Source organism: Variovorax sp. PBL-E5 (genome assembly GCF_901827185.1).
In the GTDB taxonomy this organism is placed as follows: domain Bacteria; phylum Pseudomonadota; class Gammaproteobacteria; order Burkholderiales; family Burkholderiaceae_C; genus Variovorax.
The window spans coordinates 4,197,004-4,219,386 of record NZ_LR594671.1 but is presented as its reverse complement, the minus strand read 5'-3'; the positions used below and the strand labels follow the sequence as shown (position 1 = coordinate 4,219,386).

Here is a 22,383-nt window from a genome sequence, read left to right as displayed (position 1 = left end):
GGTTGTCAGCTGGCGTAGAAAAAGCCCGCGTGCAGGCCGAAGCGCAGGTACTCGTCGAGCCGGATGCGCAGGTTGGTCTCGCGCTGCGGCTGGAACAGCGCATGCAGCACGCCCATCTCGCAGCCGTCGTCGGCGCCTTCGCGGATCGATGCATCGGTCACGGGACGCAACTGCCCGTAACCCGGCGTGCCGTAGCGCAGCGAGGTGAAATGCGGCAGCACGTCCGGATGGTCGGCATCGGGCACGCAATGAAAGCGGCGCGGCGTGATCGCACCCGCAGGCAGACAGCAGAAGCGCACGCAGCCCTGCTGGCGGCGCTCCGCGATCAGCGGCGCGGACCAGGTCTCGCCGGGTGCGTCGCCGAGCGCGGCGAAGAAGATGCTGTCGGAGGCCAGCTGCAGCAGCTTGGTGTGCAGCTTGCCGATTACCGTGCATTCGCTGACGGTGAGCACGCCGCCGGGTGCGCCCGTGCCGTCGGCATCGTAGGCCGCGTTCTGTGGTGCGCCGGCATCGACGATGCAGTTGTCGAGCGTCACCTGCGCATCGCCAACGATCTGGAGCGGGCCGGTGATGCAGCGCTGCAGCGTGATCTTCGCGAAGGGGTTCTCGACGATCAGGCTCGGCGCGCCGGGCGAGATCGCGCTGCCGTCGGCATTCAGCGCCAGGCCGGGCACCAGCGTGCAGTCGCGCAGCACCAGCTCGCGCGGCTCGTCGTCGGCCGCTGCCGCGAGCCGCAGCGCCCCGCCGCTGAAGACCAGGCCATCGATCACCAGCCGGCCGCGCGCGCCGATGGCCAGCGTGACATCGCCGCTCGCCGCGATCAACGGCCGCGCCGGATTGCGCGCCGCCACCACCACGCCGATGCCGGGCGCGCCGGGCGCGAGCACGTCGTCGATCCTGAAGACGGGTGTCTCGGCATGGCGCAGGCTGTCGCCGATCAGGAGGCGCCCGCCGGCCGCGAGCGCATCGAGCTGCGGCTGCAGCGCGGCGCCGCCGATCACGCTGAGCTGCGTCGCGTCGTCATCGCCCTCCGGCGTGCGCTCGTACTCGCCGCCGCCGATCGCGCGCACCGTGCCGTAGTGGAAGGTCGCGAGCAGCGGCCCGTCGCTGGCCGCGCCGAGCAGCACGCGCCCGCGTTCGGGATCGAAGCCGATGGTGCCCGCGGGCACCGAATCCTCGTGGTTCCAGCCGGTCACGTTGCCGCCTCCATCAGCGATGTCGCGCAGGTCGCACACGCGCACCGCGGTGACCGACACCGGCGTCGGCGGATTGCCGGGCCGCATGAAGATAAGGCTCTCGCCTTCGCCGTAGTCGTCGTCCAGCCGCGCATCGGGCGCGGGCACGGTGCTGGCCTGCGCCGCGCGCACCGCAAGCGCCATGCGCCGCACCGACAGCGGCTCGGGCACGTTGATCGCTTCGGCCAGATGGCTGATGTCGTCCTCGGTCTGCGCATGGCGGAACAGCTGCAGGTCGGCGCCCAGCGGATTGACGCGGAACCTGCGTCCGCTCGCATCGCCAGGATCGGGCGTGAGCGGCACCGCGCTCAGCCGCATCGACAGCAGTCGCCACAGGAAGATGCCGATGTTCGGGATGTTGTAGCGCCCGGCCCCGGTCTCGGGCCGGCGCATCTCGGCCGTGTGCGCGACCGCGTTGAAGGCGCCGCCCTGCGCGAACATGGTGCCGGTGTCGCGCAGATCGGCAGTCGCCGGCGCATACAGGCGCACGTGGTTCATGTACTGCGTGGTGGCGAGCTGCTCGAAGAACTCGACCGCATGCGCGGGCCAGTCGGTGACGTCGCTCGCGAGCTGCTCCAGCATCAGCGCCGTGCCCTTGCGGCGCCGGTAGCCGATGGTGTTGGCAACCTCGGGCCGCGGCGAGGCGATCTTCGGCGCCACGCCATGCAGCGGCCGGTAGCCGATCAGGTCGCCGATGTAGGGCGCGACCCAGTCGGCGCAGGTCTCGATGAACTGGTCGTCGTAGAGCTGCGCGATGTTTTCTTCCAGCGCCGCGAACTCCTGCGCGAAGGCCGCGAGCAGCGCCTTGAGCGGCTCGCCCTGGTCGGCATCGCGGACGCGGCAGACCGCGGGCAGCAGCGTGTAGAGACGATCGGCATCGAGGCTCATGTCGACCCCCACGCTCGGCACTTCGTGTCCTCGCTGCCCCCCGAGGGGGCGTTCGCTTGCTTGAAGCGGTTCGGCGCTGCGCTCATGTCATCTCCTCCAGCTGATCGAAGGGCGCCGTGTCGAGCGTCAATAGTTCGGCCGGCAATGCCACGCCGCCGGCCACGCGCAGCGCGGAGGCCAGCAACCGCACCTGCACCGAGGGCAGCGTCTGCGAGGCCGGTTGCGTGCCGCCGTACAGGCGCGTGATGTCGACCGCGACCACGCCCGGCACGGCCTGCGCGACCGCGATCACCTCCGATTGCTGCACCGGCTGCGCGAGCGCGCGCGCATCGAAGGCGTAGTGCGCGCGCAGTGCCGTTTCGACCGCGGCGAGCACCGTGCCGATGTCCCACGCGGGATCGCGCTTGACCTTGAGCCCGAGCCGGAACGTGCTCTGCTGGCAGGCCAGCAGACGCACCGCGACATGCGGATCGCCGCTCGCCTTCAGCGCCGCAAGCAGGTTGTTCCACACCGGACCGGCCGCATCGAGCGCCGCACCTTCGGGCCCGGCGATCGCGAGGGCCACCACCGGCCCTGCGCGCAATTGCAGCACTTGTGCCTGCGCCTTCGCAATGCCGCTGAAGGCGCGCGCGAAGTCCTCGTAGTCGAGCACCGAGACCGCGCGGCCCAGTGTGCGCGTGGTGAGCGGGATGCTGTCGCGCGCCGCATCGGCCGCCTCGGGATCGGTGCCGCCCTCGGCCGCGATCGGATTGCTCACGCTCTTCAAACCGAGCGGCCGGCTCATCAGCTGCGTGAGCTTGTCGGGCGCGACATTGCCGTCCACGCCGAGGCCCTTGCGGTACGCGGCGCGCACGTTGTTCGGCCGGCTCGGCAGGCGCGCGCCGCTCACGCCGTCGCCGAAGACCACGAAGTTGCGGCCCTGCTCGTCGGTCGCGAGCGCGTAGGCGCGCGCATCGGACGCCGCGCCGTAGAGCGTGCTCCGCGCTGTCCACGCGATGTCACCGATGCGCACCGTGAGTTCGGGTGCGGCGCCGAGCTCGTTGGCCGCGGCGCGCCAGGTCAGCGGCAGTTGCTTGAGTTCGAAGCGCTGGAACGCAGTGCTCGCATCGCCGCTGCCGAGGATCTGCGAAACCGATTCGCCATGCGAGGCCAGCGCCACGTTGGCATGCACCACCACGCTGCTGCGCAGCAGCGCATCGGCGAGCGGCGGCGCGATCTCGAGCGTGCAGCGCACGGCGTCGAGTGCATGCGCCGCGACCAGCGTGGCCTGCACCGCAACCACCGCGCCGTCGGCGGCGCGCGTGCCGCGCACGATCAACCGCCGGCCGGGCAACAGACCATCGGCCGCGGCTGCAACCGGAATCAGCGCGCCCGCGACCGCATCGTCGACCGGGTAGGGCGCGAAGACCAGCGCTTCCGATTGAACGAAGGCCACCGTCGCGCGCAGCTGCTGGCGGAACTGGGTCTCGAAGCTGTCGCCGCGCAACTGCAGGCGCGTGAGCCTGCCGGCGAGCGCGAACTCGGCGCGCGCCACCTCGGCGACATTGCTCACCGCATAGAGCTCGACATAGGTGTTCGCCGGCGCGGGCTCGCTCGCAGAGTTGAAGCCACCCTTGGCGAGCACCACGTAGCTGCCGTTGTGGACCTCGGCATAGACCGCATCGAGATCGACCATCGCCGTGCCCGCCGGCAGCGCCGAAGGCCACAGCGCGAAGCCGGGCCATTCGGTCGCGCCTTTGCCTGCGGGATAGTTGTCGCGGAACTCGATCGACAGGCTGCCCCACATCGGCGCGTTGTGGCCGAAGCCCGCTGCGCGCTTGCGCAGCACATGCACCTGCGGGCTCTGTGCGGCCGGCGTCATCGGCGGCACGATCGAGCCCAGGCCGCGCTTCCAGCGCACCAGTGTGCGGTCGGCATCGACCTGCAGCTCGACGCTGTCGATCACGCGGAAGTCCCAGTTGTTGCGGTTGGTGTTGTTGACGAATTCGTTGCCGAGCATCAGCAGCGCATCGCCGGACTTCAGGTTGTTGCGCACGCCCGCGAGGTAGGTGAGGGTGTCGTTGCGCGCCGGCGTGCGCATCTCGCTCATCCATGGTCGCATTGCATTCCATGCGGGGCGCGCGTCGGGCAACGGTTCGACCGTCTCGAAGGTCTGCGGCGTCTCGTTCGGGCCGGGCACGCTCTGCACCTTGAGCCCGGTGTCCAGCGACAGCGCGGCCGGCACGCCGGTCACGAAATTGCCGGGCTCGGGCGCAAGGCTGGCCGGCGGCGCGGGCGGGGTGTCGAGCGCGAAGGCGAGCCAGGTCTCGGCCGCGACGCCGGGCCGCAGCCGGTAGCCGACCAGCTTGCCCAGCTCCTGCAGCGACACGCGCTCGGTGGCGGTGCGCAGGAAGGACTCGTTGGCGAGGCGCTCCTGGTAGAAAGTCAGCACGTCGGCCGAGCAGGCGAAGGCATCGATGAGGCCGATCGAGAAATCGTCGTCATCGCGCGTGCGCAGGTTCGCGAGCGGCGCGAAGTCGGAGGACGAGAGCGCGGCTTGCAGGCTGGCGCGGAACTGCGCGTAGTCGCCGATGCGGTAGCGGATGGCCGAGAGGCCGGCGCGGTTCGAGAGGCCTTGCGGTGTCTCGGCCGCGATGCCGTCGCAGCAGCCGCAGGCTTCGCTGCCGGGCGGCAGCGGCGGCACGTGCGGCTTGAGGTCGGGGACGGGTGTGGTCATTGGCCACCTCCTGCATCGACGGTCAACCGCCCGCGCTCGGGGAAGCTCGGGTTGTTGGCCAGCTGCGCGATCTCCAGCGCGCCGATCGCGATCACGCCCTGCGCGAGCGAGGTCGAGTGGGGCACGCCGAGCCGCGCGAAGCTGTCGGCGCGCACCGAGTCCACGCCCTCCACCGACTGCGCCGCCGCGATCACGCGGCTCAGGTACACCGGCTGGCCGAAAGTGAAGTTGTCCGGATGGAACAGGCCCAGCGTGCCGTCGGCCAGCACCCGGCTCGACAGCACGGCCTGCACGTTCTGCAGCACGTCGGCGCGAAAGTACGCCGCGTTCACGCACACGTGCAGCGCGACATCGAGCGGCACATAGCGCGGTGCGTTGACGTCGAGGTCGTAGCCGGCCATGCGGAAGCGTTCGAGAAAACTGCGCAGCCGCGCGCCGAAGGCCGCATCGACCGGGCCGCCGCCGAAGCGGTCGGGCGTGACGAACACCGTATACCAGCTGCCGGTCCAGCGGAAGGTCGCGGCCGCGCGCTGCACGTCGGCCCGGCGTTCGGCCGCGGCCGCGTAGTCGGCGGGCGTGACGGCGCGCTCCTGCGTGCGGAAGGCCTCGGGCGCATCGCGCCGCGCGGCCTCGATGTCCTCGGGGCGCACGCCGCCCGCCGCCGGCATCGGATTGAAGACAGCGGTGAAGACGCCGCTGGTCGCGCTCACGATGTGCGCGATGGCCTCGGTGCCGACATTGCCCGCGGGGCCGTTGCCCACGCGGTAGGTCGCGGCGAAGCGGGTGCCGATGTCCGGCCGCTGCCCCTGCACGTCGTTGCCGAAGCGCAGGCGCGCGTTGGCGTCGTCGTCGATCTCGACCACGAAGTCGGTCGCATCGGCGGCGCTGGCCAGCAGGTCGCGCTGCGCCGTCCAGGCTTCGGGCAGCGCGGCGGGCAGGTCGACGGTGCCGGTGAGCGACGCGATGCGCGGCGTGGCGGTGCGCGGGTCGATGGCCAGCAGCGCGTTCGCGGGCCACCAGGCCTGGTCGTCGCCGATCGGCACCGCGAGCAGCGTCGCGAGGTCGAAGCCGTGCGAGAGCGGCGCCTGTGCGAGCACCGGCCGGAAGCGCGGCGGCACGTCGACGGGCGCGGGCTTGTCGCACGAGCCGCTGGGCGCTGCGCTGGCGACGCGCAGCCCCGATGCGGTGACGATGCCGAGGTCTTCGTCGGCGATGGTCATGCCGTGGTCGGCGAGCACGATGTTGCCGAGCGCGATGCTGATGTCGATGCCCGGACGCCCGGTGACCGACAGGCACAGCGCGAAGGGCAACGCATCGGCGGCATCCCATGCGATCTCGGTGACGTCGAGCGGTGCATCGACCGGCACCGGCTCGAACAGGCCGCCCGACGGATCGCTCGACAGGGCGACGGCCGTGAGGCGCACGGCCCAGCGGTGGGTGCGGTCGGCGTCCTCGGGCTGGAAGGTGGTGGGACTCATCACTTCGCCGAAGACGAGGATGTCGCCGACTTTCAAGGTGTCGACATGGCCGCGCAGCGTGGCGTTCACTGTGCCGCGCGGCAGACAGCAGCCTTCGTCGCCCCAGGCGTAGAAGCGCAACTGGTTGAGCCGCTCGTCGAGCACGGCGTCGTGTGCGGTCTCGAAGACCTGGGCGCCGCCCGCGAGCGCGCTGCGCAGCGTGTCGCTGTCCGGCGCGAGCACGGTGTCGGCACGCGGGACACGCGTGAGCAGCCGCGTGCCGCGAGGCAGCGCGACGCCCTGGCCGGCAACATCGAGGTGCACGAAGGCGCGCGCGTTGCAGCCTTCGTGCAGGAAGTAGTCCACCAGCCGCGCGTGGCGCCGCACCGAGATGCGCTGGCGTGCGGTGGCGAGGTAGGCCTCGTTGGCGATCGCATCCTGGCGGTAGGAGAGGTTGTCGGCCGCATAGGCGAGCAGTTCGACCAGCGTGATGCCGAGGTCGGCGGCGGAGCGTTCGGTCCAGCCGGGGACCTGCAGGCTCAGGCGGTCGAGCATCAGTCGGCGAAAGCCCTGGTAGTCCTTGGCGAGGTAGTCGATGTCGGGTTGCGCGCCTTGTTCGGGCGGGCAGGAGGGCGGCTGTGCGCAGTCGAAGTCGGAGGGGCATTCGACCTTGAACGAGAACACGTTGCTGGACAAGCGCGGATCGAAGCCGGCCGGTGGGTCGTCGCTGCCGGCGTTGGCGAGGATGCTGAAGGTGTAGCGCGAGAAGTCGCCGCTGCCGTCGGTGCGGACGACGAGGGTGCGGGGCAAATCGTCGACGGTATCGACGAGGCCGGGCTCGGCCTGCGGCGGCAGCGCATCGGCGCTGGCGCACCAGACGATGCCGACGCTCCGGATGCGCTCGCCGCCGTCGATGCGCAGGTTGTCGGGGCCGAGCACGAAGCCGGGGCGCAGCAGTCTGACGAAGAGCGTCTGTTGGCGCGGTACGCCGGGCGGTGCGGCGCGGTCGAGCACTTCGATGAACTCGATGGCGTTGGCGGTGCCGCTTTGCTGGATCACTTCCAGTCTTCGTTCGTCGCAGCAATGGAAAGTTGTCGTGGTCATGGGTGCGTCCTTCCCATGGAGGGGCGCCCGGTCCGCGCTGCGGGCTGCTCGACCCCACTGCGCCGGCCCCTTCGGGGCTGCCCTGCGGTGCTCGCCTTTCGCGGGGTCTCGCTCAAACTCGCCTTCGGCTCAGACAGTCGCGAGCCCTGATCCGCGAAAGGCTGCACTCCTCGGCGGCGCAGAGGGGCCGACCATCCCGCAGCGCAGACCGGGCTTGGGGGTGTGCGAGCGCTGCTTCCGCCCGCGGCGCCGGTGTATTGCCCCCTCTCCCTCTGGGAGAGGGCTGGGGTGAGGGCGCCGGGCGGTAGCGGGGGCCGCAGCGCATTCACGTCGCACTCCCAGGCACCGCAAAGCTCTCCACATGCGTGCTGCGATCCAGCAGCACCACGTAGCTCACATCGACCCGCAGCGCCGAATCGTCGTTGACGACTTGCACGGACTGCACCGCGATCAGGTCCGACAGGTACTGCTGCAGCGCGCCCTGCACCAGCATCTGCGTGGTCGCGGCCAGCGTGCTGCTGTTGGGCTCGAACACCAGTGCGAGCAGGCCGCTGCCGAAGTCGGGGCGCATCACGCGCTCGCCCGGTGCGGTGAACAGCACCTGCTCGATCAGGTCGCGGATGTGGTCGCCGCGCGCCGTCGTCGCCGTGCGGCCGAGGCTGTCGAAACGGTAGGGGAAATCGAGATCGCTCATGGCTGCATCCCTCTGGCTCTCAGGTTGCGAGCGCGCGCGTCTGCGCGGCCACCGGCATCAGCGGCGTGCCGGTCGGCACGCACACCGACTGCCCGGTCATCGTCAGCACCGGCGCGCCGCCGGCCGTCACGCGTGTCGCGCCGACGAGCCACTGCGCCGTGGCGCAGGGCGGCGATCCCGAACCGCTCAAGCCGCAGGCCGCGACCGCATACGGGCTGCTCAGCGTCACCACCGGCTGGCCGCTCACCGTCACGCGCGGGAAGGGCGTCATCGGCGTCGCCTGGCCCGCATGCGCGCACATCACCGTGGCGCCGACGTGGAGGATGGGCGAGGGCATCGCGTGGGCTCCTAGACCACCGTCAGCGCGCCGAGGTTGAGGTCGACCGTCGGCCCGGTCATGTTGATCACCGCGCCCTGGCCGTTGGAGATCACGATGCCCGCGTCGCTCACCGAGATCATCGCGCCCGTCGTGGTCTGGATCAGGATGCCGCCGGTCGGGCCGGGCACGTCGCTGATCACGAGGCCGTTGTTCAGCGGCGTCTGCAGCACGAAGCCGGTGACGCCCGGTGGCACTGCGTGCGCGAGCGTGGGCACTTCGGCCGCGCTGCCCCAGTAGCCGCCGACCCAGATCGGGTAGTCGGGGTCGCCGCGCTCGAACTCGATCCACACGCCGGCACCGATCATCGGGACGGTGAAGAAGCCGGTGTTGATGCCCGCGGCCGGTACGCAGGGCATGGCCCAGGTGCCGGGGATGACGCCGGCGAGGTCGGGCACCATCGCCTGGATGCGGCCGATCTGCAGCGGGTCGACGTTGTCGACGACCGTGCCACGGTACTTGCCGTAGAGGGGTGAGTCGCTCATGTCGGTACCGTCGGAAATGTCGAGACCAGCCCGTTGCGCGCCAGCGTGAAGCCCTGCTTGTAGGCGCCGCGCTCGATCTCGTGCGTCACGCTCTTCACGTAGTAGAGGCCGTCGAAGGGCAGGCCGGCGCCGCGCACGCCGACCAGCCGGCGCGACCTGAGAAGACGCCCGTACTTGGCGACATCGAGCCGCCCGTGGCCGAACACCGAGTCGCTGTGCTGGCTCGCATAGGCCAGCCCGGCCATCAGCGCCTCGGGCGCCGACAGGTGCGCGCTCTTGTCGAGCTTGACGACCTTCGGCGGCAGCGGCGGCACCAGGCCGAGCGGCGGGTTCATCGGCGTGATGTCGGGGATCGGGATGCCGATCGGCGCCTTGCTGACCGGCTCCTGGAAGAAGACGATCGGCGTCGTCTTGCGCTCCTTGTCGAAATCGAAGGACAGCTGGTCGACGTTGCTCTGCGCGTCCATGCCGGTGGTGAGCGCGGGCTGCGGCTGGCCGAAGCGGATCTCCGGGCCCCAGTAGGCTTTCGAGGTGCCGGGCGCAGGACCGGGCTCGAGGTAGAACACATAGCCCGCCTCGCCGGCCAGCTTCTTCACGTAGGCATAGTCGCTGCCGCGCTGCTGCGGGATCTGCTGCACCGGCAGCGGCGGAATGTCGAGCACGCTCGGGATCACCATCGGGACCACACCGAGCGCCGCGTACTTGGCCAGCACCAGCAGCACGCGCGCCGAAGGCGGCATGGCGGGGAACGGAATGCCCGGCAGCTCGATGATGTCCATCAGCGCCGACAGGTCCTTGCCCTTGACCACCAGCTTGCCGACGCCGCCTTCGCCGGGCCGCGTCTCGACGTTGGTCATCACGCCGTCGATGATCGATTGCGCGCTGCCGTTGAGCGTCACCACCAGCACCACGCGCATCAGCGGCACGCCGCCGCCGCTGGTGAGCAGGAACAGCGTGCGCAGCGGCGAGCGCAGCGGCAATTCGAAGTTCAGCTCGAAGCCGCTCTGCGTTTCGCCCGAGCCGTCCTCGACCTTCACGTGCACCAGCGCGTCCACCAACTCGCGCGGCGCGGGCACGGGCACCGGGCCGATCAGGAGCGAAAGCTGGACGCCGCCGGGCATGGCCATGGCCTTTGCCGTCAGAAGCCCGGAGGCTGCGGAATGCGCACGCGCGCGCCGGGCGTGTCGCTGAGTTCGAACGGATCGGTGACCGCGTTGGCATCGGCGATGCGCCAGTAGAGCTCGGGGTCGCCGAGTGCCTGCGAGGCCAGCAGGTCGGGGCGCTCGCCGCTGGTCACCACGTGTTCGGCCGCGATCGCGATGTCGCGCCGCGGCGGGATGAAGCGGCGCAGCACATAGGACACGCCCGGGTCGCCAGGCGCGCGCACCAGGCGGCCGAGCGGCACGCCGTCGTAGCGGCTGTTCGGCGTGAACGGGTTGGCCGGGATCGCGCCCGCGTCGATGAGCAGTTGGACCGGATCGGTGGTGGTCATGCCGAGGGCTCCTTCATGGCAGGTTGCCGAGGCCCAGCGAGGCCAGCGTCGCGGTGCCGGCGCGTGCGGCCAGCGCCTCGCGCACGCGCAGGTGGCTCAGGAAGATCGTGCCGCCCTTGTGCTGGAAGCCGAGGTCGTCGGTGCTCATCACGCGCAGGCCCAGCGAGACCTTGGCGCGCAGCGGATTGAGTGCCGGGTCGAAGGCTTCCTCGGTGATCGAGATGTCGGTCACGCGCACCGGCACCACGCGGCTGGTGCTCCAGATGAAGAGCACCAGCGGCGCTTCGGGCGGCAGGATCTCGAGCGTGCCGTTGGCGCCCTGCGTGGCGACCGAGAGCAGTTCCTCGACGCTCGGATTGACCAGCGCCTCCAGCACCGCGAGCTGCGGCGCGATGCCGTAGGCGACGGCATTGGCGTTGCTGTCCGGATGCTCGAGCTGGTCGGTGGCATCGATCTCGGCCTCGAGCTTGATCGATTCGATCGCCGGCCCCTTGAGGCGGAAGGGTTGCGCGCGCTCGCCGCCGCCGTCGCCGCCGACGCCCTGCACCTGGTAGCTGCGCGTGAGCGTGTCGGGGTTGTATTGCAGCGCGATCGTGCGCTGCACCGCGCCGCCGCCGGGTGCGAGCACGACGAGGCCGCCCTTGATCAGGCGCGGGCTGCCCGGAAAGGAACTCATGCCTGCCTCCGGTGCGAAGGGATGCGGATGGGGGTCGGGTTCATGGTTGTGGCTCCAGGTCCGGACTTCAGAAGTGCCCCGCCAGCGCGTCCGCGCGGCTCTTGTCCAGCAGGTCCTTGAAGGCCTTCTCGAAGTAGTTCAGGTACTGCTGCTGGGCGCGCGTCAGCGGCTGGCCCAGACTCTGCAGGCGCAGCAGGATCAGCGCGACGCGCACCAGCGGATGGTTGCTGCCTGTCCAGCGGAACGCGCCGCCATTGGTCGATCCTGCGGGCTTGGCCGCCGGCGGCTTGATTCGGTTGAAGGCCTGCGGCCCGACCTGTTCGAAGCGAACCAGCAGCGAGTTGATCTCCGGCCAGCCCGCGTCGAGCCATGCGCTGATCGCCGCGGCGCTGCCGGCCTGCGGTGCGAGTTCGTCGATGAGCGTGTCGAGCGTCTGCGAGCTCTTCGAGAAATCCTCCAGCATGCCGATATCGACGGGCACCTTCGCCATGTAGTCGGTGGTCTTGCCATAGATGGACCAGGCCTTGTTCTTGAAGGTCTCGCCGCTGTCCTTCGTCGAGCCGATGGGCGTGTAGTTGACCGGCGTGACGAGGTAGGGAATGTTGCGCAGCTGGGCGTACTGCTTGCCCACTTCCTCGTCCCGGTCGAAGGGCTTGGGCGGCGGCGTCTCGGGGTCTTCGAGGAACAGGTCGACGTTCGCGGGCAGACCCGGCGGACGCGCGAACTGCGGCGCATAGCCCTTCGGCTTGCTGAATTGCGTGATCAGGTCGTTGTTGACCAGGTAGGTGTCGCCGGTCGCATCGTCCGTGATGATCAGGATGATGTGATCGAGCAGCGTCGCGAGCGTGAAGTCGAGCTTGAGTTTCGCATCGCCTTTCCTCACGGTTTCGAGCACGTCCTGCGCCACCGTCAGCGCGTACACGCCGCAGTCGCGCACCAGCCGTCCGGCCAGGTCGCTCGGCATCTTCGAGTCGATGTAGTTGGTCCCGAAGTCGCGGACGTTGTAGCCCGTGTGGTAGGTGTAGGCCTTGAGGTAGCGGCCCATCAGCGCCATCAGCGCGCCGAGCGCGCCCGGGCCGCGGCGCTGGTAGACGCCGTACATGATCGACCAGGCTTTCAGGCGCTGCGCGCTGTCGTTGAGGTCCACGGGCTGGTCGCGGAAGGCCTTGCGGATCTCGGGCTCGCGTGCGATCTCGGCCTGGAAGTCAGCCTGCCCCATCAGCGCACCCTGCACCAGGTCGAGGTTCTGCGGGTCCTGGCCTTCGCCGGTCTGCAGCATGTCGGCCGAGAAGGGATGGCCGGGCAGCTCGGTCAGATCGGTCTCTGCCTGGTTGGCACCGTGGTAGCGGAAGGCCGGCCGGCCGGTGGCCGTCTTCACCTGGCTGGTCTCCGCGATCTCCGCCGGTGCGTCGCCGAAGGGCGTGTGGTTCGCCTTCAGGTCCGCGCGCAATGCGACGCCCTTGTCGCGCAGCGTGTCGGCGCGCTTCGCATCGCCGGCGGCGCGCGCCGCGGCTTCAAGGCCGGCGTAGAAGCCGTAGATCTCGCGCATCTCGTCGTAGATGCCTTCGAGCTGGTGGTAGCGGCGGTCGCGGTGCGACACGTCGGCCGTGGCCTTCGATTTCTCGGTCGCCTGCAGCGCGTAGTAGGAGAGGATTTCATGCGCGGCGCCGAAGTAGCCGAAGGCCCGCTCGTGGTCGCCGCGCCTCGCCGCGTCCTCGCCGAGCCTGACGAGTCCGCCGGGATCGCCCATGACCGAACTGCTCTTCGTGCTCAGCTGCCCGCCGCGCGGCAGGTCGCGGCCGACGGTGAAGGCGATGAAGAACTTGCGCTGCAGCGTTTCCCTCAGGCGGTCCGCCTTCGCGAACTCCTGGCGCTGTTCGAGTTCCTCCACCAGCTGGATGCCCTGGTCGAGCACGTCGATGTCGTAGCCCGACGCGTCGGCGATCGCCAGCAGTTCGTCGATCAGCGCCGGCACGCGCTTCGTGTCCGAGACCTTGGCGACCCCGAAATCGCTCCAGGCAGCAGCCCACTTTCTGTCGGGCGTCGCCGCGGGGACTGCGTTCGGCGTGCCGGTGCCGGTCGTCGCGGGTTGGCGCTGCAGCAGCGTGCCGGGGGCGTGTGCTGCACCGGGGCGTGTCTGCTGCAGCACGTGCGTCAACTCGTGCGCGATCAGGTGGCGTCCTTCGCCGGTGCCCGGCGCATAGCGGCCGGCAGCGAACGCGATGTCGCGGCCCGCCGTGTAGGCGTGTGCATTCAGGTCCCGCGCCGAGCGCGCGGCCGCGCCATCGGCATGCACGCGCACCGACGCGAAGTCGTGGCCGAAGCGCTGTTCCATGTCTTGCCGCAGCGCCGGTGTCAGTGGCATGCCTGGACTCGCCAGCACTCCGTCTACGCTCGCGGGCACAGCTTCCGATGTGGAGCGTGCGGACCGTGCGTCTCGCGCCAGCGCGAGCGCGGTGCCGCGCGGTGCAAGTGTTGCGGGCGCCGCGAGCACCCGCGCCGCGATCCGATCCGCTTCGCCTTCCAGCGGATCGTTGACCGCGCCGACCACGCGCTCGCGCATCGCGCCGGAGGGCGCGGCGGCCGGCTTCGCGTTGCGAACGGCGGTGGCGGCCGGTGCCTTCATCGACGCACTCCCGCGGCCATGTGCCGGCCCGCATCGCGGCCCAGTGCCTGCGCGCCGGCGGGCGCGGCGAAACGTGCACGCACCGCGTCGCGATGCCCCGTGCTCGCAAGCCGTTCGGCCACGCCGGGCAGCGCGAACTCGCGCGCCAGCGCGGCCTTGAGGCCGGCGACGACCGCGTCGCGCTCTGCCGCCGGCACGCCGCGCAGCACCAGGCGATCGATGTGCAGAACGACCTTGGTCATGACGCCCACCCTCGCGTCTGCGATTCGGCCAGCGGCCGTTCGTGCTTGGCCGCCTCGTGGTGCGCGGCGCGCGCGAGGTGCGCCATCGCGAGCGGCTCGCCGCCTTCGGCCGCGAGGAAGGCCGCATTGAGCGCGATGTTGCGGATGTGGCCGCCGGCCATCGGCAGCCGCGCGAGGCGCGCATAGTCGAGCGCGCCGCGTGGCATGGCGTCGGGGAACACGCGGCGCCAGATGGCTTCGCGCTGCGCGAGGTCGGGGAAGGGGAACTGCAGCACGAAGCGCAGCCGGCGCAGGAAGGCCGGATCGAGCGCGGCGCGCTGGTTGGTGGTCAGCACCGCGAGGCCGCGGTAACTCTCCATGCGCTGCAGCAGGTAGCCGACCTCGATGTTGGCGTAGCGGTCGTGGCTGTCCTTGACTTCGCTGCGCTTGCCGAACAGCGCATCGGCTTCGTCGAACAGCAGGATCGCGCCCGAGTCCTCGGCCGCATCGAAGACGCGGCGCAGGTTTTTCTCGGTCTCGCCGATGTACTTGCTGACCACGCTCGAGAGGTCGATGCGGTAGAGGTCGAGCGCGAGTTCCTTGGCGAGCACTTCGCAGGCCATGGTCTTGCCGACGCCGCTCTCGCCGAAGAAGAGGGCGCTGATGCCGAGGCCGCGCTGGCCCTGCGCGCCGAAGCCCCAGTCGGCATGGACGCGGATGCGTTGGCGCACCTGCGCGGCGAGCTGGCGCAGGATCGCGAGTTGCGCTTCGGGCAGCACCAGCGCCTGCCAGTCGGCGACCGGCTCGATGCGCTGCGCGAGTTCTTCGAGCCGCGGGCGTGCCTGCTCGCAGCACGCGTGCCACAGGCGCTCGGCCAGCGGCTGCCGATCGGCCGCGTCGCGCCAGGGCGCCGTGCGGCGCGCGATCGCTGCCGCGGAAAGCCTGAACTGCGAGGCCACGGCATCGATCGCGCTGCGCAGCGCGGGCGTGCAGTCGGTGCCCAGCGCCGCCAGCCAGAGCGCACGCTGGCCGTCGCCATCGGGCTTGTCGACGCGGCCGCCGAAGGCCGCGGGCAGCGGCGGCCTTTCGCGCGCGGCGACGAACACCGGGCCGCCGAGGCGCGCCACCAGCCGTGCGAGCGCGGTCGCATCGCTGCCGGCGGCATCGCTGCTTTCGATCAGCAAGGCTGCGGGCAGCAGCACCGCCTCGCGCTGCCAGAGCGTGGCCAGCGCTTCCTGCTCGCCGGCCTGCGCGGGCACGTCGGCCTGCGCGAGCACGAACAGCACGCGACCGAGGCGCGCGGCCACTGCGGCCGCGACGTCGCGCTGGCCGTCGGCATCGTCGCCCGCGAGCAGGGTGAGCGGCTGCGCGATGCCGCTGGCCGCGATCTCGGCGGCCAGTGCGTCGGCCAGGCGGCGATGGGCATCGGCCATCAACGACGGCGCGGGATGCTCGCGCAGCCAGGGCACGAGGCGCGCGTCGAGCTGGTTGAGGCCGGCGAGGTGATGCAGCACGCGTTCGTCGATGCGCAGGCGGGACTGGCTCGGGCCGCCGTCCTCCATCTCCAGCAGCCGCCACGCGCGCAGCGGCGCCAGCGGTGTCAGTGCGCTCCAGTGCGCGCCGTCGAGTGCGCCGAGCGCGAAGCCGAAGCACAGGCGCGGCACCAGCGCGGCGAGCGCCGTGTCCATCTCGATGCCCGCGGCCAGCAGCAGCACGCTGCGCTCGAAATCGCTGAGGCCGAAGGTGGCCGTGATCTGATCGATGGCTGCGGGTTCGGGCAGCGCGGCACCGGCTTCCACGGGGCTCGGCACGGCCGGCGCGCCGCTGTCGCCGAGACGGCGGCGCAATTGCGCGAACTCGGCCGCCAGCAGGCGCTGGTTGGCCTCGGGCCAGGCGAGCGGGAGTTTCGCGTTCATGGCGGCAGCGTGATGCGGTCGTTGAAGAACGCGGGCGGCGTGGCGCCGCGGTTGACCACCACGCTCTCGATGCCGTCGATCTTCAGGCGCAAGATCGGCGTGCCGCCGGCAGGCGGCGCATCGGCGAACGCGAAGTCGAGCTGCGCCGTGTCGGCGGTGAAGGGCAATGCCGGCGTCTCGCGCGTGCCCATCACCAGCGTCACGGCCTGGCCGACGCGCACCACGGGTGCGCAGCCCAGCGTGAGCGACAACACGTTGGCTGCACTGCGCGCCATCGCGAGCGGCGGGAAGCTGGTGATGGCCGGCGCGATCGCGATCGGCAGCGTGTTGCTGGTGCGCGGCGCGGTATCGCCTGGGCGCAGCACGCGCAGCGCGGCCTGGTAGACGCCGGCCGGCAGCGCGGCGGGCGGCAGCGCGAGGTTGAAGCTGAAGGCCGCATCGTCGCTGCTGTCGGCCAGCGCGATCTCCTGCGCGATGCCGAAGCGGTCGTTGCCGAGCAGCAGTGCGCGCGCCGTGCCGCCCAGATGATGGCCGCTCGCATCGACCGCGTCGCCCGGGCGCAGCACCGAGGGCGTCTGGTGCGCAGGCGCGATCAGGCTGTCGAGCGTGGGGAAGGGCGGCACCAGATCCGGATTGACGAACACGCCCTGGTCGAGATCGCCGCGCCGCAGCACCGGCAGCGGCGAGACTGCGGCCCGCCGCGCTTCGATCAGCACCACCGAGACCACGAAGTTGGTGGTCGGGCGGTAGCGCGCCTGCAGCGCGGTCCACAGCCGCGACATCTCTTCGCCGCCCATCGCGGTGGGCGTGATCCTCAGCATCTCGACCTGCTCGGCGAGGTCGGCGCTGCGCAGCGACTGGTACACGGTGGGCAGCAGCGCGCCGCTGACCGGCGAGGGATTGAGTGCGGTGCGGATCTGCGCGCGCCCGAGCATCGGGTTCTCGTGCAGCAGCTGCAGCGCATAGCCGAGCAGCACCTCGGCCTGCAGCTCCTCGAAGCCGTAGGCGCTCAGCAGGTAGTGCAGGTCGAGCGCGAGCGGCGGATCGGTGCTGCGCACGCCGCGGCTGTCGCGCGAAGGCAGCGCGATATTGCGCCAGGCCGCGTTGGGCGTGACCTGGTGCAGGAAGATGTTGACGCGCGGCACCGCGTCCGGCCCTTCGAGCGGCACGGCGTCGGGCGGCATCGAGGAGACGGTGACGCCGGCGCCCATCGCGTCGGTGACCTGGTGATCGATCAGGCCGGTGTCGATCAGGTCCTTCAACACCGCGGTGACACCGGCGAGGGCAAGGGCATTGCTCATGGCGAGCCCCTACGACCTGCCGCGCGATCCGCGCAGGTAATCGCCCAGGCCGCGCGCATTGGCGTCGCGCGGACGCGCGGCGCGCGGCGGCGATGCGGACGGCAGCGCGGTGAGTTCGACACGGCCGATGCTCACGTGGACCTCGGTCGGTGCCGGCACGGCGGCAGCGCGTGCGGGTTGCCGCTCGCGGCGCGGCGGTGTCGCGTGCATGCTGCGCAGCGGCGGCGATTCCCCTGGCTGCGGTGCCTGGTGGGTCACCAGCGGCTCGGGGTCGGGCATCGAGGCATCGGCATGCGCTGGCGGCGATGGATCGCGCGCTGCGTTGCGCCGCGATGGCGACGCGGCTTCGGCATGGCGAGCGGCCTTGGTCATGGCGCGCCTCGGCGGTGTGGCATCGGGCTCGGCGCGGTGCGTGATGACGAGAGGCAGAACATGTGCCTGCGCGGCCATGTGCATCGGCGCTGCGCGCGCCACCGTCGCTGCCACGTCCGGCTGCGACGACATGACGGGTGCCGGTGCGCCGATCAGCGGCTGCGTCATCGAAGCGGGCTCGGAAGCCGGCGCGAGCTCGGCGACGGACTCGTCGCGTTGCAACGCATGCAGCGGACTCGCGCGCTGCGAGCGCACCGGCCGCGCCGCGCCGAGCGCACGTTCAGCGAGGCCGCGCAGCAAGCTCATGACAGCACGCGTTCGATGTAGCGCTGCCGTCGTGCGGGCGGCAACGCGAGGATCTCGGACTCGCTCCAGCCATAGGCGCCGGCCAGCAGGTGCACGTCGTCGAGCAGCCGGTCGGCCTGCGCGGCGAACTCGTCCCACAGGCTGGCGGCGATGTCGAGCGGCGCCGACCATGGGTGTGCGCAATATGTGCAGGCGAGGTCGAGCGTGACATGCGCGAGCGGATCGGCCGCGTCGAGCGCTGCCTCGATCGCGGTGCGCTCCTCGGCGCTCCATGCGCGCACGCCATCGAGCGCGAGGCGTTCGAGCAAACGCTGCGCGGCGGCGTCGACGTCGACCGCATTGACCAGCGCCGCGAGATCGCGCGAGGTCGGGCGCCGGAAACGCGCGGCGCCAACCGTCACGGGCGCCTCGTCTCGCGGCGCGCGTTGCGCGAAGTCGTTGAGATCCAGCGTGAAGGTCAACGCTTCGCCGCACGCGGGGCAGGCGACCTGCGCCTCGAAGGCTGGCCCGAACCATTCGCAGCGCAGCGTCAGCAATGCCGCATCGCGTGCACCCAGCGGCCGGTCGGCCCAGGCGATCTCGGGCACCGCCGCGGCCGCGAGCAGCAGCGCGCGGTCGAGCGGATGGCGCTCTGCGCCGCGCTCCCGGAGCGCGAGGCATTGATGAAGATCGGCGAGGCCCATGCGCGATCGTCCTCAGGCCGGTTCGGTGAAGCTCGGCTCGCTCGGCTCGGTCACGTCCTGGTCGCGCTCCCAGCCCTCGTTCTCGAGCTTGATGCTCTGGATCAGCACGGCATTGGCATTGGCATCGAGGTCGGCTTCGGCCTGGAACTCGCTGACCCAGCAGCGGTACACCTTGTAGGCGATGGCGAGCTGGCCGGCCTCGTTGTAGATCTCGATGATCAGGTCCTTGCGGAAGTCCTTGAGCGACACCTCGGCGCCGAGGCCGCTGCCGAAGTTCCAGACCTTGTTGGCCCACTTCTCGAACTCGGTGTCGTGCGTGACGCCGCGCTCCAGCGTGATGGCTTCGTACTTGGTGCGGCCGGGCGATTTGCGGCCGGTCGACGGGTCGCCGCCCTCGCGGTGTTCGACCACCTCGGTCGTGCGCTTGAGCGCGGAGATCTTGCAGACGCCGGCCACGTAGCGGCCGTCCCACTTGACCCTGAATTTGAAGTTCTTGTAGGGATCGAAGCGCTGCGCATTGACGGAAAACTGGGCCATGTCTGTGCTCCTAGGTCGGGATGTCGCCGGCGATCTGCTGCAGCTTGAGCACCACGAACTCGGCCGGCTTCAGCGGTGCGAAGCCGACGAAGATGTTGACGATGCCGAGGTCGATGTCGGCCTGCGTGGTGGTCTCGCTGTCGCACTTGACGAAGTACGCTTCCTTGGGCGTCTTGCCCTGGAACGCGCCCTGGCGGAACAGGCCCTGCAGGAAGGCGCCGATGTTCAGGCGGATCTGCGCCCACAGCGGCTCGTCGTTGGGCTCGAACACCACCCACTGCGTGCCGCGGTACAGGCTCTCCTCGAGGAACAGCGCCATGCGGCGCACCGCGAGGTACTTCCATTCCGAGGCCAGCGGATCGGCGCCGGCCAGCGTGCGAGAGCCCCACACCACGCGGCCGTAGACCGGGAAATCGCGCAGGCAGTTGATGCCCATCGGATTGAGGTCGCCGTTCTGCAGGTCGGTGAGCTTGACGGTCAGTGCGCTCACGCCGGTCAGCGTGGCCTCGGTGCCGGCGGCCGACTTCCAGACGCCGCGCGCGGCGTCGGTGCGCGCCATCACGCCGGCGACCGCGCCGCTGGGCACGAAGTCCTGCAGCTGGTTCGCGTGCAGTGGGTTGGGCGCGCTCACGCGCGGGAAGAAGAAGGCCGCATTGATGTTGCGGCCGACCGCGTTGGCATGGGTGATGGCTTCGTCGATGGTGTCGACGTCCGATGGCGGATCGACCAGCAGGATGGCGCGGCGGCGCGCGCAGTAGCTCAGCACGCCGCCGAGGTCGGCCGGCTGCACGTCGGCATCCGGCGCGTAGGGCGGGATGACGAGGATGTTGAAGAGGTCGGCGCGCTCGAGCGCGAAGATCCCTTGGCGCGTCGCTTCGAGGCCGGGCGCGCTGATGACGGTGGCATCGACTGCATCGCCATCGGCCGTCGCCGCGACGGTGAGCAGCGTGGCCGCGGCCGCGGCCGGCCGCGCGGGCGCCGCCGGCACCGCGGTCGCGCGCACCAGCGCGCTGCCGAGCAGCACGCGCTGCACGTAGCGCGCATCGGCCGGGCTGGTGGAGAGGCCGAAGTAGACCTCGCGCAGGTCGGTGTCGGTATCGTGCACCGTGAGGTTGAAGAAGGGCGCCGGCAGCGTGCCGCCCGAGCCGTCGTCCAGCGTCACCGTGACCTCGACCAGTCCGCCCCACGAGCCCGGGTTGGCCGCCGACAGCGTGAGGCCGTTGTTGGTGATCGATGCGGTCGCCATGTTGGCGCCGGCCACGCGCACGATCAGCGCATCGCTGCCGCCGTTCTGGAAATACTGGTTCACCGCGAAGGACATCGGACTGTCGTCCCACAGGCCGCCGAAGATGCGCTGGTAGTCGGCGAAGCTGTGGATGCGCACCGGGCTCTGGTTCTGCGGATCGTTGTCCAGCGGTCCGCGCAGCGCGCGGCCGACGAACGCGGTGATCGACGTGGCCACGCCGGTGATCGTGCGGACGCCGCTCGACACCTCTTCGATGTAGACGCCTGGAAAAGTCAGTGCCGATGGCATGCCATGCTCCTTCTCGTGCGCGCGCGGCGCGGTTGGCTCATCACTCCACTCCCCTCGAATACAGCTGCGTTCCGTCCGCCAGGCTCACGCGCCGCATCAGGCCCTCGCCGACCAGTTGCGCGAGCGCGCGCTCGATCTCCTCGGCCGAGGCCGCGGCACCGCTGTCGCCGAGCCACCAGCGCCGGATGCCTTCGGCCGAATCGGCGGCGCGCGGATGCGCCTTGAGGTAGTCCACGATGAGCCGCTCGACGCCGTCGCGGACATGCGCAGCCGGGTGTTTCATGGGGCTCGCGTTGCAAGCTCGGTGCCAGCGCATGCGCAAGGGATCTGCATGCGCGCCGTGCCTTGGCGCGGACCCTGCGCGGCATGTCGCGGTGGGTCGCCAGCGACCCGGCGATGGCGGATGTGGCAGGGTCGCAATCCACCCGCCGGGGCATCGACGGCCCATGGCGAAGCGCGCAGCGCGCGGCGTTGGCGGCGGTGATTCAGGCGAGGTGGTCGGAGGCGGCGTCGCGCCCGATGCCGTGCTTCTTCAGCAGCTTGCCGAACGCACGCCGTTCCTTGCCGACCATCTGCGCGGCGCGCGTGACGTTGCCTTCGGCCTGGCGCAGTGCGCGCTGCAGATAGTCCTGTTCGAACTGCCGCACTGCCTCGGCCTTGGCGAGCTGGAAGCGCATCAGGCCGCTGTCGTCCCAGTCCTCGGCGGCCGGGGCCGCATGCGGCGCGGCGTCTTCACGCAGCGCGATGCCGCCGCCCATGAGGAATTCGCGATGCACCCAGTTCTCGAGTTCGCGGATGTTGCCGGGCCAGGGCTGGCTGCGAAGCCATTGCAGCGTGTCGTGCGGCAGCGCCTTGGCGGGCAGGCCGTACTTGGCGCTGAAGCGCCGGATGAAATGCGCAGCCAGGAGTTCGATGTCGCCGGCGCGCTCGCGCAGCGGCGGCAGCACGAGGTGCAGGATCTTGAGCCGGTACATCAGGTCGGCGCGGAAACCACCCTCGGCCACCAGCGCGGCCAGCGGGCGGTTGGAGGCCGCGACCACGCGCACGTCGCCCGTGAGTTCGCGCGAGGTGCCCAGCGGCCGGTAGCGCTGGTCCTGCAGAAAGCGCAGCAGCGTCACCTGCGCCTTGCCGCTCAGCGCATCGACCTCGTCGAGGAAGAGCGTGCCGCCGTTGGCCTCGGCGACCAGGCCGGCGCGCGCGTGGCGCGCGTCCGTGAAGGCGCCGCGCTCGTGGCCGAAGAGTTCGGATTCGATCAGCGTCTCGGGCAGCGCGCCGCAGTTGACGGGCACGAAGGGCCGCTCGCTGCGCAGGCCGCCGTAGTGGATGACGCGCGCGGCCAGTTCCTTGCCGGAACCGGTCTCGCCTTCGATCAGCGCCGGTGCCTCGGTGGCGGCGATGCGCTCGAGCTGCGCGACCATGCGCGCATGCGCGGCCGAGGCGCCGATGATTTCATCGTGAAGTCGCTTCCATCCTTTGGAGGTGCACATCGCTTCGGGGATCGGGGGCGAAGACATGGGGCTGCGCGTGTCGGGGTAACGGTGTCCGTGTCCTGGGATGGATGAAGGCCTTCGCCGGCCCTCGAGAACGAATCTACCCGGCTGACCGTGGAGCGCAATATGACTGACGGCGTACCGGAGCCTGGGCACGCGGCATGCATTGAAAACTCAAGTATTCATATCGAAGGTCGGATGGAGCGGCCCGATGTGGAAAAAGTTCTGATTCGGGGCGCATGCAGGTGCTGTGGGAACGCAGGCGGCCGGTGCG

The 22,383-nt window shown here is 70.7% G+C and carries 19 protein-coding genes; all 19 read right to left on the bottom strand.

Annotated features, from left to right (window positions below; all coding sequences use genetic code 11):
• Nucleotides 1-5: 5 nt before the first annotated feature.
• The 19 genes from WDLP6_RS20455 to WDLP6_RS20365 all read right to left on the bottom strand — a co-directional run bounded on the left by WDLP6_RS20455 (nt 6) and on the right by WDLP6_RS20365 (nt 22,133).
• Nucleotides 6-2,144 (bottom strand): hypothetical protein, encoded by a 2,139-nt coding sequence (locus tag WDLP6_RS20455; RefSeq protein WP_232077165.1) that lies wholly within the window; start codon nt 2,142-2,144, stop codon nt 6-8.
• Nucleotides 2,145-2,205: 61 nt separating this feature from the next.
• On the bottom strand, nt 2,206-4,839 hold the full coding sequence (locus tag WDLP6_RS20450) for a baseplate J/gp47 family protein (RefSeq protein WP_162593826.1): 2,634 nt from the start codon (nt 4,837-4,839) through the stop codon (nt 2,206-2,208).
• Complete coding sequence (locus WDLP6_RS20445) at nt 4,836-7,400, bottom strand: putative baseplate assembly protein (RefSeq protein WP_162593825.1); 2,565 nt, start codon at nt 7,398-7,400, stop codon at nt 4,836-4,838. Before WDLP6_RS20445 ends, WDLP6_RS20450 begins: the two co-directional genes overlap by 4 nt.
• 325 nt (nt 7,401-7,725) lie before the next feature.
• A complete protein-coding gene (locus WDLP6_RS20440) occupies nt 7,726-8,094 on the bottom strand; it encodes a GPW/gp25 family protein (protein ID WP_162593824.1) in 369 nt (122 codons plus the stop codon).
• A 19-nt stretch (nt 8,095-8,113) separates the two neighbouring features.
• Entirely contained in the window at nt 8,114-8,431 is a 318-nt protein-coding gene (locus WDLP6_RS20435) for a hypothetical protein (protein ID WP_162593823.1), read from the bottom strand.
• Nucleotides 8,432-8,442: 11 nt separating this feature from the next.
• Nucleotides 8,443-8,955, bottom strand: a complete 513-nt coding sequence (locus WDLP6_RS20430) for a phage baseplate assembly protein V (RefSeq protein ID WP_162593822.1) — start codon at nt 8,953-8,955, stop codon at nt 8,443-8,445.
• Nucleotides 8,952-10,082, bottom strand: coding sequence for a hypothetical protein (locus WDLP6_RS20425; RefSeq protein ID WP_232077163.1), 1,131 nt, complete (start codon nt 10,080-10,082; stop codon nt 8,952-8,954). Before WDLP6_RS20425 ends, WDLP6_RS20430 begins: the two co-directional genes overlap by 4 nt.
• A gap of 11 nt (nt 10,083-10,093) precedes the next feature.
• Complete coding sequence (locus tag WDLP6_RS20420; RefSeq protein WP_162593821.1) at nt 10,094-10,447, bottom strand: Base plate wedge protein 53; 354 nt, start codon at nt 10,445-10,447, stop codon at nt 10,094-10,096.
• A 13-nt stretch (nt 10,448-10,460) separates the two neighbouring features.
• Nucleotides 10,461-11,123: a CIS tube protein gene (locus WDLP6_RS20415; protein WP_162568991.1), complete on the bottom strand. Its 663-nt coding sequence runs from the start codon at nt 11,121-11,123 to the stop codon at nt 10,461-10,463.
• A 67-nt stretch (nt 11,124-11,190) separates the two neighbouring features.
• On the bottom strand, nt 11,191-13,749 hold the full coding sequence (locus tag WDLP6_RS20410; RefSeq protein ID WP_197910179.1) for an eCIS core domain-containing protein: 2,559 nt from the start codon (nt 13,747-13,749) through the stop codon (nt 11,191-11,193).
• On the bottom strand, nt 13,746-13,991 hold the full coding sequence (locus WDLP6_RS20405) for a hypothetical protein (RefSeq protein ID WP_162593820.1): 246 nt from the start codon (nt 13,989-13,991) through the stop codon (nt 13,746-13,748). Before WDLP6_RS20405 ends, WDLP6_RS20410 begins: the two co-directional genes overlap by 4 nt.
• The gene (locus WDLP6_RS20400) at nt 13,988-15,886 is read right to left on the bottom strand and encodes an ATP-binding protein (protein WP_162593819.1); all 1,899 of its coding nucleotides are present in this window, start codon (nt 15,884-15,886) and stop codon (nt 13,988-13,990) included. The genes WDLP6_RS20405 and WDLP6_RS20400 overlap by 4 nt, the downstream gene beginning before the upstream one ends.
• Nucleotides 15,883-17,187 carry a DUF4255 domain-containing protein gene (locus tag WDLP6_RS20395; RefSeq protein WP_162593818.1) on the bottom strand — a complete coding sequence of 435 codons (1,305 nt, stop codon included), beginning with the start codon at nt 17,185-17,187 and terminating at the stop codon, nt 15,883-15,885. Before WDLP6_RS20395 ends, WDLP6_RS20400 begins: the two co-directional genes overlap by 4 nt.
• Nucleotides 17,188-17,196: 9 nt before the next feature.
• Nucleotides 17,197-17,865 (bottom strand): hypothetical protein, encoded by a 669-nt coding sequence (locus WDLP6_RS20390; RefSeq protein WP_162593817.1) that lies wholly within the window; start codon nt 17,863-17,865, stop codon nt 17,197-17,199.
• A complete protein-coding gene (locus WDLP6_RS20385) occupies nt 17,862-18,548 on the bottom strand; it encodes a hypothetical protein (RefSeq protein ID WP_162593816.1) in 687 nt (228 codons plus the stop codon). Before WDLP6_RS20385 ends, WDLP6_RS20390 begins: the two co-directional genes overlap by 4 nt.
• A 12-nt stretch (nt 18,549-18,560) precedes the next feature.
• The gene (locus tag WDLP6_RS20380) at nt 18,561-19,085 is read right to left on the bottom strand and encodes a phage tail protein (RefSeq protein WP_162568979.1); all 525 of its coding nucleotides are present in this window, start codon (nt 19,083-19,085) and stop codon (nt 18,561-18,563) included.
• A 10-nt stretch (nt 19,086-19,095) separates the two neighbouring features.
• On the bottom strand, nt 19,096-20,619 hold the full coding sequence (locus WDLP6_RS20375) for a phage tail sheath family protein (RefSeq protein WP_162593815.1): 1,524 nt from the start codon (nt 20,617-20,619) through the stop codon (nt 19,096-19,098).
• 40 nt (nt 20,620-20,659) lie between these two features.
• On the bottom strand, nt 20,660-20,902 hold the full coding sequence (locus WDLP6_RS20370; protein WP_162568975.1) for a hypothetical protein: 243 nt from the start codon (nt 20,900-20,902) through the stop codon (nt 20,660-20,662).
• A gap of 202 nt (nt 20,903-21,104) precedes the next feature.
• Nucleotides 21,105-22,133: a sigma 54-interacting transcriptional regulator gene (locus WDLP6_RS20365; protein ID WP_232077161.1), complete on the bottom strand. Its 1,029-nt coding sequence runs from the start codon at nt 22,131-22,133 to the stop codon at nt 21,105-21,107.
• Nucleotides 22,134-22,383 lie beyond the last annotated feature (250 nt).